This window comes from Pseudomonas sp. LAMO17WK12:I5 (genome assembly GCF_900215165.1).
In the GTDB taxonomy this organism is placed as follows: domain Bacteria; phylum Pseudomonadota; class Gammaproteobacteria; order Pseudomonadales; family Pseudomonadaceae; genus Aquipseudomonas; species Aquipseudomonas putida_A.
Genome location: NZ_OBDS01000012.1, coordinates 183,507 through 198,585 on the forward strand (window position 1 = coordinate 183,507; position 15,079 = coordinate 198,585).

At 59.0% G+C, this 15,079-nt stretch carries 15 protein-coding genes; 6 read left to right on the forward strand and 9 right to left on the reverse strand.

What is annotated here, in order from left to right; all coding sequences use genetic code 11:
* Nucleotides 1-58 precede the first annotated feature (58 nt).
* Both CRO59_RS21985 and CRO59_RS21990 read left to right on the forward strand, forming a co-directional pair.
* Nucleotides 59-1,594, forward strand: a complete 1,536-nt coding sequence (locus CRO59_RS21985; protein ID WP_097089655.1) for an EAL domain-containing protein — start codon at nt 59-61, stop codon at nt 1,592-1,594.
* Nucleotides 1,595-1,828: 234 nt separating this feature from the next.
* The gene (locus CRO59_RS21990; protein ID WP_003224630.1) at nt 1,829-2,194 is read left to right on the forward strand and encodes a histone-like nucleoid-structuring protein, MvaT/MvaU family; all 366 of its coding nucleotides are present in this window, start codon (nt 1,829-1,831) and stop codon (nt 2,192-2,194) included.
* A 217-nt stretch (nt 2,195-2,411) separates the two neighbouring features.
* On the opposite strand, the gene CRO59_RS21995 is transcribed toward CRO59_RS21990, so the two are convergent.
* Complete coding sequence (locus CRO59_RS21995) at nt 2,412-2,930, reverse strand: DUF4946 domain-containing protein (RefSeq protein WP_097089854.1); 519 nt, start codon at nt 2,928-2,930, stop codon at nt 2,412-2,414.
* A gap of 139 nt (nt 2,931-3,069) precedes the next feature.
* On the opposite strand from CRO59_RS21995, the gene gloA reads away from it, so the two are divergent.
* Nucleotides 3,070-3,591, forward strand: a complete 522-nt coding sequence (gene gloA, locus CRO59_RS22000) for a lactoylglutathione lyase (protein WP_007963339.1) — start codon at nt 3,070-3,072, stop codon at nt 3,589-3,591.
* Between the two features lie 176 nt (nt 3,592-3,767).
* Here gloA and ahpF read toward each other — a convergent pair whose 3' ends face one another.
* The 3 genes from ahpF to CRO59_RS22015 form a co-directional block, all read right to left on the reverse strand.
* Nucleotides 3,768-5,330, reverse strand: a complete 1,563-nt coding sequence (ahpF, locus tag CRO59_RS22005) for an alkyl hydroperoxide reductase subunit F (RefSeq protein ID WP_097089653.1) — start codon at nt 5,328-5,330, stop codon at nt 3,768-3,770.
* A 132-nt stretch (nt 5,331-5,462) separates the two neighbouring features.
* Complete coding sequence (gene ahpC, locus CRO59_RS22010; protein ID WP_003224621.1) at nt 5,463-6,026, reverse strand: alkyl hydroperoxide reductase subunit C; 564 nt, start codon at nt 6,024-6,026, stop codon at nt 5,463-5,465.
* Nucleotides 6,027-6,162: 136 nt separating this feature from the next.
* Nucleotides 6,163-7,101: a site-specific integrase gene (locus CRO59_RS22015; protein WP_007963337.1), complete on the reverse strand. Its 939-nt coding sequence runs from the start codon at nt 7,099-7,101 to the stop codon at nt 6,163-6,165.
* A 177-nt stretch (nt 7,102-7,278) separates the two neighbouring features.
* Here CRO59_RS22015 and CRO59_RS22020 point away from each other — a divergent pair, with 177 nt between their 5' ends.
* On the forward strand, nt 7,279-8,295 hold the full coding sequence (locus CRO59_RS22020; protein ID WP_027612008.1) for a DNA-binding protein: 1,017 nt from the start codon (nt 7,279-7,281) through the stop codon (nt 8,293-8,295).
* Here CRO59_RS22020 and gorA read toward each other — a convergent pair.
* Entirely contained in the window at nt 8,292-9,650 is a 1,359-nt protein-coding gene (gene gorA / locus CRO59_RS22025) for a glutathione-disulfide reductase (protein ID WP_097089651.1), read from the reverse strand. The genes CRO59_RS22020 and gorA overlap by 4 nt on opposite strands.
* A 40-nt stretch (nt 9,651-9,690) precedes the next feature.
* Nucleotides 9,691-9,861, reverse strand: coding sequence for a GPO family capsid scaffolding protein (locus CRO59_RS28610; RefSeq protein WP_143503118.1), 171 nt, complete (start codon nt 9,859-9,861; stop codon nt 9,691-9,693).
* Here CRO59_RS28610 and CRO59_RS22030 point away from each other — a divergent pair.
* The gene (locus tag CRO59_RS22030) at nt 9,848-12,133 is read left to right on the forward strand and encodes a TonB-dependent siderophore receptor (RefSeq protein WP_097089650.1); all 2,286 of its coding nucleotides are present in this window, start codon (nt 9,848-9,850) and stop codon (nt 12,131-12,133) included. The genes CRO59_RS28610 and CRO59_RS22030 overlap by 14 nt on opposite strands.
* Nucleotides 12,134-12,331: 198 nt before the next feature.
* Nucleotides 12,332-12,541 (forward strand): hypothetical protein, encoded by a 210-nt coding sequence (locus CRO59_RS22035; RefSeq protein ID WP_097089648.1) that lies wholly within the window; start codon nt 12,332-12,334, stop codon nt 12,539-12,541.
* An 84-nt stretch (nt 12,542-12,625) separates the two neighbouring features.
* Here CRO59_RS22035 and CRO59_RS22040 read toward each other — a convergent pair whose 3' ends face one another.
* From CRO59_RS22040 to zapE, 3 genes are all read right to left on the reverse strand, one after another.
* Nucleotides 12,626-13,123, reverse strand: coding sequence for a GNAT family N-acetyltransferase (locus CRO59_RS22040; RefSeq protein ID WP_097089853.1), 498 nt, complete (start codon nt 13,121-13,123; stop codon nt 12,626-12,628).
* A 108-nt stretch (nt 13,124-13,231) separates the two neighbouring features.
* Entirely contained in the window at nt 13,232-13,813 is a 582-nt protein-coding gene (locus CRO59_RS22045; protein ID WP_097089646.1) for a DinB family protein, read from the reverse strand.
* Between the two features lie 17 nt (nt 13,814-13,830).
* The gene (gene zapE / locus CRO59_RS22050) at nt 13,831-14,949 is read right to left on the reverse strand and encodes a cell division protein ZapE (protein ID WP_097089644.1); all 1,119 of its coding nucleotides are present in this window, start codon (nt 14,947-14,949) and stop codon (nt 13,831-13,833) included.
* Nucleotides 14,950-15,079 lie beyond the last annotated feature (130 nt).

Genomic DNA, 15,079 nt, shown 5'->3' on the forward strand with positions numbered 1-15,079 from the left:
GTGCGCCGTTGCCAGGCCTGCATTCGAGAGTTCCACCCCATCGCGACAGGATGCGCCAATGCCCTTGACCGTCAGACCCCGCCGCAAACGCAGCGTACGCATTTTTGTGAGCCTGCTTTGTGGTGTTTTGCCCGTCCTGCTAGGCGGCGGGATTCTGTATCTGCAAGCCGGACGCGCCTTGCAACAGAGCACACAAAATACTGCCGAGGAGGCGTTGCGCCAGTTTGAACTGATGCTCGACAACACCGCCCAGGCCGCCAGTGAATTGTTGCCATTGGCCGGCCAGCCCTGCGATAGCGTGAAACTGGCCTTGCGTGAGCAGGTGACCCGTCGACCTTTTGTGCGCTCGACCAATCTGGTGTGGGACAACAACCTCTATTGCAGCTCGCTGTTCGGGGAGTTCAAGGAGGCCGTGAATCCGGGCGACTATACGCAGGGCAAACTGTGGTTGATGAATGGCAACCCCGTCACGCCCAACACCGCGCTGTTGGTGTATCGCCTCAGCGAAGGTCGCGGTGGCGCGCTGACCACCCTCGATGGTTATCACCTGAGCAACATCCTGCGCCTGATCGGCCGGCAGACGCTGCTGTTGTTGCAGGTCGGCGATAACTGGCTGTCCGTCGATGGCAAGGTGCATCAAGGCGCCCTGCCGCCGTTACCGGTGGCGCAGAGTATGCTCGCGTCTTCGCGCTATGCCTTCAGTGTCAGTGCAGGCTTTCCGCAGGGGCAAACGTGGCGCTACATGGCCGGCGAATACCCGCCGCTGTTCAGTCTGCTGATATTTTTCGGGGTGATCGCGGGCGCTATCGCCCACGTCCTGCAACGGCGCGCCACTTCGCCCAGCCATGAGATGCTGCGCGCGCTGGAGGCTGGCGAATTCATTCCCTACTTCCAGCCGGTGGTGCATGGCGACAGCCGGAAGTGGTCCGGCGCTGAAGTGCTGATGCGCTGGAATCACCCCAAGGAGGGTCTGGTGCGTCCGGATCTGTTCATTCCGTTTGCCGAACATTCAGGCCTGATCGTGCCCATGACTCGTTCGCTGATGCAGCAGACAGCCGCCCTGCTCGGCCCGTTGTCGGCGGAGTTCGACAAACCGTTCCACATCGGCATCAACATCACCGCCAGCCATTGCCAGGATCTGCAACTGGTCGAAGACTGTCGCGGGTTTCTCGCTGCTTTTGCCCCCGGCAGTATCAACCTGGTGCTGGAGCTGACCGAGCGCGAGCTGATTGAGCCAACCGATGTCACGCACCTATTGTTCGAGCAGTTGCACGCGCTGGGGGTGATGATCGCCATCGACGATTTCGGTACCGGCCATTCAAGTCTGGGCTACCTGCGAACATTCAATGTCGATTTTCTCAAGATCGACCAGAGTTTCGTCGCGATGATCGGCATTGATGCGCTGTCGCGGCATATTCTGGACACGATTATCGAACTGTCGGCCAAGCTCGATTTGGGTATTGTTGCCGAAGGTGTAGAAACTCAGGCTCAGGCTGACTATCTGACCGCACACCACGTCAACTTCCTGCAGGGCTATCTGTTCGGAAAACCCATGCCTGGCGCCGACTTCATCGATGCATTAAGTCACCATTAACTAAAAATAAATTAAGCCCGGCGTTGCGACCGGGCGCACCAAATTGATACAAAACACCACTGTTGTTACATGACGACAAGATCAGGATTTACTCTTGGCGCATTAACTACTACAATTTTTTCAGCCTGTGCAAGATTGGCAGGTGAGCCATTATCACCGAGTCGCTTCAAGGCTCTTGGCTTATAGCTTTGTTTGCGGTTGGTATCAGCCAAACACACTATTGGAGTAAAGATATTGTCCAGACTCGCTGAATTTCGTGCAGCTGAAAAGGCCCTTCAGGAACAGCTCAAGCAGTTGGAATCGCTGAAGAACGATGCCGGGCTCAAGAAAGAAATCGAATTCGAAGAAAAGCTCCAGGGGCTGATGAAAACCTACGGCAAAGGCCTGAAAGACATCATCGCCATCCTCGATCCGAACCCGTCCAAGTCCGGCCTGCAAGTGTCTGCCGCACCGAAAACCCGCCGCGCTCGCGTGGTCAAGGTCTATCAGAACCCGCACACCGGTGAACTGATCGAAACCAAGGGCGGCAATCACCGCGGCCTGAAAGCCTGGAAAGAACAGTACGGTGCTGCCACCGTTGATTCCTGGTTACGCGGTTAATCTTGCGTCAACAAACAAGCCCTGCTCTATGCAGGGCTTTTTTTCGACAATATCTAACAAAAGCAACGATTTCCGCCACGCTAGTTATCAATCTGCTTTAACACCCACAAGCCGTGAGGCTAAACATTTTGCGCCGGGATGTTGCAACCGCAACGACCGCTAAACTTTGTGCTTAATTCCTTCGGGTATCTAAACCCGTAGCGGTGCAAACAGACGCTTAAAGTTTCAAGCTGTTTCTCACTGCGACTATTTCCTCGGCGCTCGCCTTATAAACCTCAGCCTGACCCGCGTAAGAAAGTACATAAGCCTTATCCGTCGCGACCGCAGCAACCAATGTTTGCGACAACACATGACGGCCGTTTTCGGTGATCGTGCAGGTGGTCTCCAGTGCATCCAGAACGGCGAGTTTTGCCGGATGTATCTTGTTGCAAACGCTTTGATAGCCACCCTGGAAGAAGTCTTTCTGAATAGATTTGCGCATTTCCAGCAGGACACCCTGCACATTGACCTGATGGCCTGCCTCAACCTGGCTCATGGTCAACTCCATCACCATCACCTGATTGCCGTCAGCATCGTTTTTCACCGCGCGCTGGCGCGAAACCTGAGGGGCTTGATCAGGCAGCGCCTCTACTTCCCAGCCTGCAGGCCAGGTGATACTGGGCTGATCCGCCAGCGCCGGACCGGCAAGCAGCGATGAGAAAAGGCAAACGAACAGCGCTTTGAACGGTCGGATCATTACCAGAGGCACTCGCAGATTGAGCTGCAAAGTCTGAGGCCCGGCCGCCCACAGAGCAAGCCGCGCATTCGGTTTGGCGATGCCGCCCCGCATGCGTATCATTGCGCCCATTCACTCGCCCCATTGTTACGGAGGGCCTATGAGCCTGCACGAACTGAACACTTTCCCCGGCGTCACCGCCACTCCAGACAGCGCAACCCGCAACTTCGTCTTCAACCACACCATGCTGCGTGTGAAGGACATCACCAAGTCGCTGGACTTCTACACCCGCGTACTGGGCTTCTCGCTGGTTGAAAAGCGTGATTTCCCGGAAGCCGAATTCAGCCTGTACTTCCTCGCGCTGGTCGACAAGGCGCAGATCCCGGCCGACGCCGCCGCCCGCACCGAATGGATGAAGTCGATCCCCGGCATTCTGGAACTGACCCACAACCACGGCACCGAAAACGACGCCGACTTCGCCTATCACAATGGCAACACCGACCCACGCGGTTTCGGCCACATTTGCATCTCGGTGCCAGACATCGTTGCCGCGTGCGCACGTTTTGAAGAGCTGGGCTGTGATTTCCAGAAGCGCCTGACTGATGGCCGTATGAAAAGCCTGGCGTTCATCAAGGACCCGGATGGCTACTGGGTTGAAATCATCCAGCCTGCGCCGCTGTAACTGACTGCAAATTTCTCCTGTAGGAGTGAGCCTGCTCGCGATAGCGGTGTGTCAGGCCATGATGTTTTGAATGTGCAGCCGCCATCGCGAGCAGGCTCACTCCTACAATTGGATTGTGGCAGGCATAAAAAAACCCATGATCGCTCATGGGTTTTTTCGTTTCAGCGACTGCCGTTTTACGCCGGCGCCGAAGTACGGATCAAGTGATCGAACGCACTGAGGGAAGCCTTGGCACCCTCGCCCACCGCAATCACGATCTGCTTGTACGGCACAGTGGTCACGTCGCCGGCCGCGAAGATCCCCGGGATCGACGTCTCGCCACGGTTGTCGACGATGATTTCACCACGCGGCGACAGCTCGAGGGTGCCTTTGAGCCAGTCGGTGTTCGGCAGCAGACCGATCTGTACGAAAATCCCTTCCAGCTCGACGCTGCGCAGTTCGTCAGTATTGCGATCCTTGTAACGCAGGCCGTTGACCTTCTCGCCGTTGCCAGTGACTTCAGTGGTTTGCGCACTGGTGATCACGGTGACGTTTGGCAGGCTGTGCAGTTTGCGTTGCAACACCGCGTCGGCACGCAGTTGCACGTCGAACTCCAGCAGCGTCACGTGGGCAACGATACCGGCCAGGTCGATGGCCGCTTCAACGCCGGAGTTACCACCGCCGATCACCGCCACGCGCTTGCCTTTGAACAGCGGGCCGTCGCAGTGCGGGCAGTACGCCACGCCCTTGTTACGGTATTCCTGCTCACCCGGCACGTTCATTTCACGCCAGCGTGCGCCAGTCGCCAGGATCACGCTCTTGGCTTTCAGGGTCGCGCCACTGGCGAAGCGGACTTCGTGCAGCTCGCCGTTTTTGCCGGGAATCAGCTTGTCGGCGCGTTGCAGGTTCATGATGTCGACGTCGTACTGCTTGACGTGTTCTTCCAGCGCCGTGGCCAGTTTCGGGCCTTCGGTTTCCTGCACGGAAATGAAGTTCTCGATGGCCATGGTGTCCAGCACCTGACCGCCGAAGCGCTCAGCCGCAACACCGGTGCGAATGCCTTTACGGGCAGCATAGATAGCGGCCGACGCACCGGCCGGGCCACCGCCAACTACGAGCACATCAAAGGCTTGTTTGGCGCTGATTTTCTCGGCCTGACGCTCGATGGCGCCAGTGTCGAGTTTGGCGAGGATTTCTTCCAGGCCCATACGGCCCTGGCCGAAGTTCTCACCGTTGAGGTAGATGCTCGGCACGGCCATGATCTTGCGATCGTTGACTTCGTCCTGGAACAACGCGCCGTCGATGGCGACGTGACGGATGTTCGGGTTCAACACAGCCATCAGGTTCAGCGCCTGGACCACGTCCGGGCAGTTCTGGCACGACAGCGAGAAGTAGGTTTCGAAACTGAACTCACCCTTGAGCGAGCGGATCTGTTCGATCACTTCGGCACTGGCTTTCGATGGGTGGCCGCCGACTTGCAACAGGGCCAGCACCAGCGAGGTGAATTCATGGCCCATCGGGATGCCGGCGAAACGCAGGCTGATGTCGGCACCCGGGCGATTGATCGAGAACGACGGCTTGCGGGCATCGGTGCCGCTGTCGATCAGAGTAATTTGGCTCGAAAGACTGGCAACGTCTTTCAGCAGGTCAAGCATTTCCCGGGATTTCGCACCGTCGTCGAGGGAAGCAACGATCTCGATCGGCTGGGTAACCCGTTCCAGGTACGATTTCAACTGGGCTTTAAGATTGGCGTCCAACATACGGGCGATCTCCTGTGTCTTTATTCGAGGCGAAAAAAAGCCCGAGCGAATCTCGCCCGGGCTTTTTCAATGGGCGGTGCAGCTTACTGAAGTAGGTGCGGAGTCCCGCCCTGTGTTGCGTGTCTCACAGACTCAGATCTTGCCGACCAGGTCCAGGGACGGAGCCAGAGTGGCCTCGCCTTCTTTCCATTTGGCCGGGCAAACTTCGCCTGGGTGAGCAGCAACGTACTGAGCAGCCTTGATCTTGCGCAGCAGCTCGGAAGCGTCACGGCCAACGCCGCCATCGTTCAGTTCAACGATTTTGATCTGGCCTTCAGGGTTGATCACGAAGGTGCCACGGTCAGCCAGGCCAGCTTCTTCGATCAGCACGTCGAAGTTGCGGGAGATGACGTGGGTCGGGTCGCCGATCATGGTGTATTCGATTTTGCCGATGGCTGGCGAGGTGTTGTGCCAGGCAGCGTGAGCAAAGTGGGTGTCGGTCGAAACGCTGTAGATTTCCACGCCCAGTTTCTGGAACGCAGCGTAGTTGTCGGCCAGGTCTTCCAGCTCGGTTGGGCACACGAAGGTGAAGTCGGCTGGGTAGAAGAACACTACGGACCATTTGCCTTTCAGGTCAGCGTCCGAGACTTGTACGAAGTCGCCGTTTTTGAATGCGGTAGCTTTGAACGGTTTTACTTGGCTGTTGATGATAGGCATTGATGACTCTCCGTCAGGGTTGTGAATTCGATGGGTGAATCCTACCCACTCACTCGACGGATGGCTCATTGGCAAACCTGATGCTGCTGATTTGTTTTCGCTATTAGCGGACTGTATTAATAGAAGAAAACCATATCTACGACGAAGCCGGTTTATCCGTAATCCGGGCCATCCCGTGAAAGGGGCTGGCTTCAACATAGCGCATGGCTGACTTCATATCCTTCCAGCCGACGTAACTCATCAGCGATTTCAGATCCCAGCCGCTTTGATGCGCCCACGTGGCAAAGCCGCGGCGCAGGGAATGGCTGGTGTAGCGCTCGGCTGGGATGCCGGCGCGTTCCAGCGCCTGACGCAACAGCGGAATGATGCTGTTGGCGTGCAAGCCCTCCTCGCTCAGATGGCCCCAGCGGTCAACGCCGCGAAACACCGGGCCGCGCACCAGCGCTGCCTCGGTGATCCAGTCGATATAAGCCTGCACCGGGCACAGCTTGAGCAGCGCCGGCGCCTGATACGTCTGCCCGAGGTTGTCGCGGTCGCCCTTGCTGCGCGGCAGGTAGAGGGTGATGCCGCTGCCGGCGTGCGCCTGCACGTGCTCGATCTGCAGACGGCACAACTCGTCACTGCGGAAGCCCCGCCAGAAGCCCAGCAGAATCAGCGCCCGATCGCGATAGGCCTTGAGCAACTGCGGACGATCCTGATTCTGCCTGGCGCTACTGGCTTCCTGCTCCAGCCAGTCGACCACTTGCTGCAGATCGTGCAATTGCAACGGTTCGGCCTGTTTTTCCTGCGCCGGATGCAGTGCGCGAATGCCTTTGAACACTTTGCGCACCACCGGCGCCTTGGTCGGATCGGCAAAACCCTGACTGTTGTGCCACTGGGCCAGCGCTGACAGCCGCAGTTTCAGTGTGTTGATCGACAGCACCCCGGCATGCTCGACCAGATACCGCGCCACGCTGTCGGCGGTCGCTGGCAGGAAGCCGCCCCACTTCACTTCGAAATGCTCGATCGCAGAACGATAACTGCGGCGGGTGTTGTCACGGGTGGCGGCTTGCAGGTAGCGATCGATCTCGCTCATGGGCAGTGTTCTCGCAGGCGTACTGATTGCTGGATGAAAAAACCGATTCAGGGATCTGACATTGGGTAATACCAGTATATCCCGCCTGTGATTAATCAAGCATTTAACTTTATTTTCAGCGTGGTACACTGCGTACTTTGGTGGCATGTACCACAGTACGTAATGGTAGGAGTTAAAATGGCCCGTGGTGGCGTTAACAAAGCAGTGGTGCAGATCGCGCGCTCAGCGATTCTGGCCCGAGGCGAACACCCCAGCATCGATGCAGTACGCATCGAACTGGGCAACACCGGTTCGAAAACCACGATCCATCGCTATCTGAAAGAGCTGGATGACGGCAGCCAACCGGTCGAAGCGTCCGCGGAACCGATCAATGACGAACTGACCGCACTGGTCTCGCGTCTCGCCCAGCGCCTGAAAGAACAGGCGCAAGAGCCGATCGAACTAGCGCGCGAGCAGTTCGAAGAGCAGCGCGAAACCCTGGAAGCGGAACTCAAGCAGGTGCGCCAGGCACTTGAGCAACTGGAACAACAGCACGACATTCAAGGCGCGGCGCTGGCCAAGGAATCCGAAGCGCTAAAAGAAACCCGCTCGATGCTGCAGACCGAGCAAACCCGCAACGCCGGACTCAATCAGGCGCTGGCTGATTTCGAATTGCGCCTGCAGGACAAGGACGAGCAGATCCGCTCGCTGGAAGAGAAACATCTGCACGCCCGTGATGCTCTGGAGCACTACCGCAACGCCACTAAAGAGCAGCGCGAGCAGGAGCAGGCCCGTCACGAAGGACAGCTGCAGCAGTTGCAGATGGAATTGCGCCAGGCGCAACAAAGTGCACTGGTGCGTCAGGACGAGATCACTCAGTTGCATCGCGACAACGAACGCCTGCTCACGGAAAACCGTGGCACCCAGCGCGAGCTGAGCCTGATGCAGGATCAGCTCAAGCACAGCAACCAGCGTCAGGATCAGTTGCTGGAGCAAGCCACTCGCGTCGACAACGAACGCACCCTCCTCCAGGAACGCCTGCGCGTGGCCCTGCTGGAAAGTCAGACGCTGAAACAGGATGCCGACGAACAGCGGCAGCTCAATCAGTCACTGGAAAAGGAACTGACCAAGACTCAGGCCAGCCTCGAGGACAGCTTGCGTCTGGCGGCTACCGTTGCGGCAGCGCCAGACACAGCCAAAGCGAAGGACGCTTAAGCGCCGACCGGCGTACGCATGGTGACGAACTCTTCGGCGGCCGTCGGGTGCACCCCGATCGTGTCGTCGAAGTCACGCTTGGTCGCGCCAGCCTTCAGCGCGATCGCCAAGCCTTGGACAATCTCCCCCGCGTCCGGGCCGACCATGTGGCAACCGAGGACTTTGTCGGTCTTGCCGTCGACCACCAATTTCATCAGGGTTTTCTCCTGACACTCGGTCAGCGTCAGCTTCATCGGGCGGAAGCGGCTCTCGTAAATAACCACTTCATGCCCCGCTTCCCGCGCCTCTTCTTCGGTCAAGCCGACAGTACCGATGTTCGGCAGACTGAACACGGCGGTCGGGATCATCTTGTAATCCACCGGACGGTATTGCTCAGGCTTGAACAAGCGCCGCGCCACCGCCATGCCTTCGGCCAGTGCCACTGGCGTCAGTTGCACCCGACCGATCACATCACCCAGCGCCAGAATCGACGGCTCGCTGGTCTGGTATTGCTCGTCAACCTTGATGAAACCTTTGTCGGTGAGCTGCACATCGGTGTTTTCCAGCCCAAGGTTGTCCAGCATCGGACGCCGGCCCGTGGCGTAGAACACGCAATCGGCTTCCAGCACGCGGCCATCCTTGAGGGTCGCTTTCAGGCTGCCGTCAGGCTGTTTGTCGATGCGCGCGATGTCGGCGTTGAATTGCAGATCCATACCGCGCTTGGTCAGCTCTTCCTGCAGATGCTTGCGCACCGAGCCATCGAAACCACGCAGGAACAGATCACCGCGATACAGCAACGTGGTGTTCGCGCCCAAGCCATGGAAAATCCCGGCGAACTCGACCGCGATGTAACCACCACCGACCACCAGTACCCGCTTCGGCAGCTCTTTGAGGAAAAACGCCTGATTGGAACTGATCGCGTGTTCGTGCCCCGGGATTTCCGGAATCTGCGGCCAGCCACCCGTGGCAATCAGAATGTTTTTCGCGGTGAAGCGCTCACCGTTGACCTCGACCTCGTGCGGGCTGACGATCTTCGCGTGGGCTTCGTGCAGGGTCACGCCGCTGTTGACCAGCAGGTTGCGATAAATGCCGTTGAGGCGATTGATCTCGCGGTCCTTGTTGGCGATCAGGGTCGCCCAGTCGAAATTCGCTTCGCCCAGGCTCCAGCCGAAACCGGACGACTGTTCGAAGTCTTCGGCGAAATGCGCGCCGTACACCAGCAGTTTCTTCGGCACGCAGCCGACGTTGACGCAGGTGCCGCCCAGGTAACGGCTCTCGGCCACCGCCACTTTCGCGCCGAAACCGGCGGCAAAACGCGCTGCACGTACACCACCGGAACCGGCACCAATCACATAAAGGTCAAAATCGTAGGCCATTGCTATCTCCTCGGCAGGCCAACAGCATACCCGCCGCCGTCTATTGGGCAAGCGCCGTGAGCAGCTTTTCGCCCGTCTCGGCGAAGTCGGGAAATATCTCCAAATAATAATATTTCTTGTTTGTTACTAAATCGTCGTGCTGCGTCTCGTCTTTGAACCAATGGATTTTTTCCCTCGAAGACAAGGAGTCGGCTGCGATGTTCGCGCCCATTACCCGTTCCATGACCCTGACTGTCGGCTTGTTCAGCATGGCGTTGAGTCCCGATCTGCTGGCTGAAACCGATCCTGAAACAGCGCCACAATCCGCCGCCCAGGCGCTGGAACTGGACGCCACCAGCGTCAGCGCCGAAGGCCTCGGCGTTAACACTGAAAACACTGATTCCTACACCACTGGCGCGATGAGCACCGCGACGCGAATGAACCTGTCGATCAAGGAAACCCCGCAATCGGTGTCCGTAGTCACGCGCCAGCAGATGGATGATTTCAAGCTCGGTACCTTATCCGAAGCCATGCGCCAGACCACCGGCATCGTCGTGCAACACAACGACTCGGATCGGGTCAGCTATTCGGCGCGGGGTTACCCGATCAACAATTTCCAGATCGACGGAATGCTCAACACCTTCGGGCGCATGAAGTCAGACTCGGACACCATCATCTACGACCGCATCGAAGTGGTACGCGGCGCCACCGGCCTGACCACCGGCGCGGGTGATCCTTCAGCGACGATCAACATGGTGCGCAAGCGCCCGACTGCCCAGTGGCAGGCACTGGCCGGGGTCAGTGGCGGCAGCTACGACAACTACTACAGCTATGTCGATGTCGGCGGGCCGCTGGCCTTCGATGGTCGGCTGCGCGGGCGCACGGTGCTGGCCTATCGCGACAGCCAGTCGTTCCGTGACAAATACGCGCTGCAACGCGAGGTCGGCTACGGCATTCTCGAAGCTGACCTGACCGACTCCACCGTTCTTGCCGTCGGCTACGACTATCAGGACAAGCAGGTTCAGGGCACCTCCTGGGGCACCGTGCCGTACTGGAACGCTGACGGCAGCAAGGCCGGCCTCGGGCGGTCGACGAACATGGCGACATCCTGGAGTTCCTGGCCGCTGAAGGACAAGACCGCGTTCGTTACCCTGGACCAGCAATTGGGTAATGGCTGGAAGCTGAAGGCCGCCTACACCCACCGCGAAAGTGATACCGACGGCAAGGTCTATTACGGCGGCTCCGGTTTCCCCGAGGCCGACCGCAGCGGCATGACGGCCTACATGGGGCACATGCTCGGCACGCAGAAAATGAGCGTGTACGACTTCAACCTGTCAGGGCCGTACCAGCTGTTCGGCCGCGAACACGAGATGATGTTCGGCTACGGCGAGGCGGAAAACCGCTCGACTTCGCCCTACGCCTTCAACAGCCCCCAAGCCGCCGACTACGGCAAGATCCGCGACTGGAAATACATGGGTGACATCGGCAAATTCGCCGACACTGTCACCAGCCTGCCGGGCGCGCGAGGCCTCACCCGGCAGAAAGCCGGTTATCTCGCGACACGTCTGAGCCTGACTGATGAGCTGCATGCAGTACTCGGCAGCCGCTATGGCAGCTGGGACGAATCCAGCACCGATTACTACTATGATGCGCAGCAAAAACTGACCAGCACCGATTACTACTATGATGCGCAGCAAAAACTGACCAGCACCGATGCCACCCATCAACGCCAGAATGATATCTGGACACCCTACGCCGGCCTGCTTTACGACCTGACGCCGGAGTACACGGTTTACGCCAGCTACACCGACATTTTCAAACCGCAGAGTAAGCGCGACAGCAACCGCAATTACCTCGACCCGGTGATCGGCAGCAACTACGAAGTCGGGCTCAAAGGCAGCCTGCTCGACGAACGCCTGAACCTGGCGACGGCAGTGTTCTGGAGCAAACAGGACAACGTCGCCGAGCGTGACAACTCGGTACCCCCGGACCCGGTGAGCGGCGAGGAGTTTTTCAAGTCCGGCGGCAAGGGTAACAAGGTCAATGGCTTCGAGGCCGAAGTGTCCGGGGAAATTCTCAGCGGCTGGAACATGACCGCCGGCTACACCTACACCCACTCCGTCGACGGCGAAAAACAGCGCAGCAACACCGCTCAACCACTGAACATGCTGCGGCTGTCCACGGCCTATCGCCTGCCGGGCAACTGGCACGCATTGACCGTAGGTGGCGCGGTGAACTGGCAGAGCGACGTCTATGGCGCGGCTAACCGCCCGGTCGGGCGCGGCGCCAACGGCCGGATCATCACTGAACCGGCGCGGATCAACCAGGAGGCCTACACCGTGGTCAAGCTGATGTCGCGCTATGAGTTCGACAAGCATCTGTCGGCGTCGCTGAACGTCGATAACCTGTTCGACAAGAAGTATTACGACAACGTCGGCTTCTACAACGGCGTGTACTGGGGCGATCCGCGCACGGTGACCTTGAGCCTGGACTGGAAGCTCTGAGCGCACCGGTTCAAACACCCCCCTGTGGTGAGGGGATTCATCCCCGACGGGTCGCAAAGCGGCCCCACTCTTCCAAGGGCATACCGTCAGAGCCCCTCACCACCGCTGTTAACCCCGAGTTAATTCCCCGCCGGGACACTGTGCCCCGAGATCTGCTTCATGGACGAACAGCTCCCACGTTTTTCAGTAGGAGGCACCATGAAAACCACCACCGCCATTCTTGCCGGGCTACTCGCCCTCGGTTCCGCCAGCGCCTTTGCCGAGGGCGGCGCCGAACGCATGCGGCATTACTACGACAACTTCCCGGTCCACCACGCGCCAAGCGAACAGCCGACCGATAGCAAAGCAGCGGAACTGAAGGTTCCGAACGATCAGACCGCGCAAGTCACCGAGTCTTATCGCGACTGATTCACCGAGCAACCGATGGACCTCCGATGGCTCCGCTCTGGCCTCGGAGACGACAGTTGGGCGCCCTGTTTGGGGCGCCTTTTTTTATGCCTGCAGATCCTTGATCCAGAACAGCATGCGGCCATGTTCCGGGTCGAACATGCCGGGGGCGAAGCCGAACTTGCGGTAGGAGTTCTGTGCCACCTCGTTGCCTTCGAGCACTTCCAGGGTGATCTTGCAGCAACCGCGCTGACGGCAGATTTCCTCGACCTTGCGCAGCATTTTCTGGCTCAAGCCGAGGCCGCGAAATTTGCTCACGACCGCCACGTCATGGACATTGACCAGCGGCTTGCAGGCAAACGTCGAGAAACCTTCAAAGCAGTTCACCAGCCCTGCCGGCTCGCCACCGACGAACGCCAGCACACTGAACGCGTGAGGCCTGCGGGCCAGCTCTTCAGGCAGGCGACGCAGCAGTTCCGGGTCAAGCGAATGGCCGCCACCCATGGGATCTTCTGCGTAATGATTGAGCACGATGCCGATGGCTTCGGCGTGCAGTGGATTGGTGTAACTGGCTTGCAGCACAAGAATTTCTGCGGAATCCATTTCCATCCCCGATCATGGCCCCGGCGTGCAAAGTGCGCACCTGAAAGGCTGTTCGACCTTACCGCGAGGATGTTGCGGGCCACAACCGGATCTTTTGATTTCCAGGCTTCAGCGCCCCCAGATCAGCTCTTCCGTCCAGCCCAACTCGGCAAAATCCTGAGCACGCAACCCGCTCTCGCCGGCGCAGAAGAACTCATCCAGTTGCGGCGGTTTCACCGTGGTCGCGCTGAGCATCGCGTGCACCTGCCCACGATGATGAATCTGGTGCTCGAACAGGTGCGACAGCATACGCAAGCGACTGTCATGCTGCGGCGTTTCCCGGGCGATGGTGACGATCCGCCCCAGATCGGCATCGCGCAGTTGTTCGCAATAAGCGATCAGTCGACGATCGACGTGCGCCTGCTCTTCACGCAGCGCTGCGGCCTCGGTAAACGGCTCGTCATGGTTGAAAAACACATAGCAATCAGGATGCGGTTCGTCACCGCGCAACTCGCGTTCCAGTGCATCAACGTAGAACCAGTCGCACGTCAGGATGTGATTGAGGGTGAGGCGGATACTCGGAAAGAAGCTCGTTCGCGGCGCCGCCAGCTCAGTGGCGTCGAGCTGATTCCAGGCTTTGCCGAGGCGATAATTGGCCCACGCGTTCTGGTAGGCCATGGTCAGTAAATGATGCGACAACGGTTGACTCATGCTCGCGCCCTCTTCGCTCAGGATTCGGCAAAACGCTGCAGCTGCATCTCCTGCAACCGGCTGAGGGTGCGCCGGAACGGGAATTCCAGATAACCCTCGGTGTACAGCGCCTCCATCGGTACCTGGGCCTCAATGTACAGCGGCACCTTACGGTCGTAACACTCGTCGACCAAGGCAATGAAGCGACGCACGCCGTCGTCGTGCACCGACAGTTGCGGCAACTCACGGTCACCGGCCACCACCTGCGCCGAGCCGTCCTCGGTGCCGCGAGCGATGCGCCCTTCGCGTTTCTGCGCGCTGAGGTTCGGCACGTCGCTCAACAGAATAGACCGATAGTTGTCGCACAGTGCGATGAAATCCATCGCGGCAAATGGTTGCTCGCAGAGATCGGCATAGCGGCACCAGAGCACCGTCGCACTGGCTTGCACCACGTTCAGCACACGATGGCCGACGGGCACCGGCTCGGCGCTGGCGGGCTGCCCGGCGTTGAGTGACTGGAAGACCTGCTCCAGAGCACTGCCCTGTCCCGGCGCAGCGACAAAATAGCGCTGCTGACCCGCGCCCGGATGCAGGCGATGATCCTCGGCACCGTTCACCGCCACCACTTGCATATGCGCCTTGATCGCGGCAATCGCCGGGACAAAACGATCACGGTTGAAGCCGTCGGCGTACAGCTCATCCGGCGGCAGGTTGGAGGTGCAGACCACCACCACGCCTTCGTCGAACATCACCTGAAACAGCCGCCCGAGAATGATCGCATCGCCGATGTCGTTGACGAACAGTTCGTCGAAGCACAACACCCGTACTTCCGCCGCCAACTCTTTGGCCAGCGCTCGCAGCGGGTCGGCGATGCCGGTCAACTGGAACGAGCGCTGGTGCACCCAGCCCATGAAGTGATGAAAGTGCTGCCGTCGGGCCGGCACCCGCAGGCTCTGATAAAACTGATCCATCAACCAGGTCTTGCCGCGCCCGACCGGGCCCCACAAATACACGCCAGTGACCGAACGGGCACCGGTGTGCAAGGCTTCATGGCATTTTTGCAGAGCCCAGACCGCATGCTCCTGGGCTTCATCCTGGATGAACCCCTTGTGCTCGATCGCGTGTTGCCAGGCGCTTAAAGGAGAGTCGAAAGTCATGCGCGGCAGTATGCCACGATGTCCCTGAAAAACAGGTGCCCTTTTGTGGGAGCGGGCTTGCTCGCGAAGGTGTCGGGGCAGCCAACATCATCGTTGAATACACACCGCTTTCGTGAGCAAGCCCACTCCC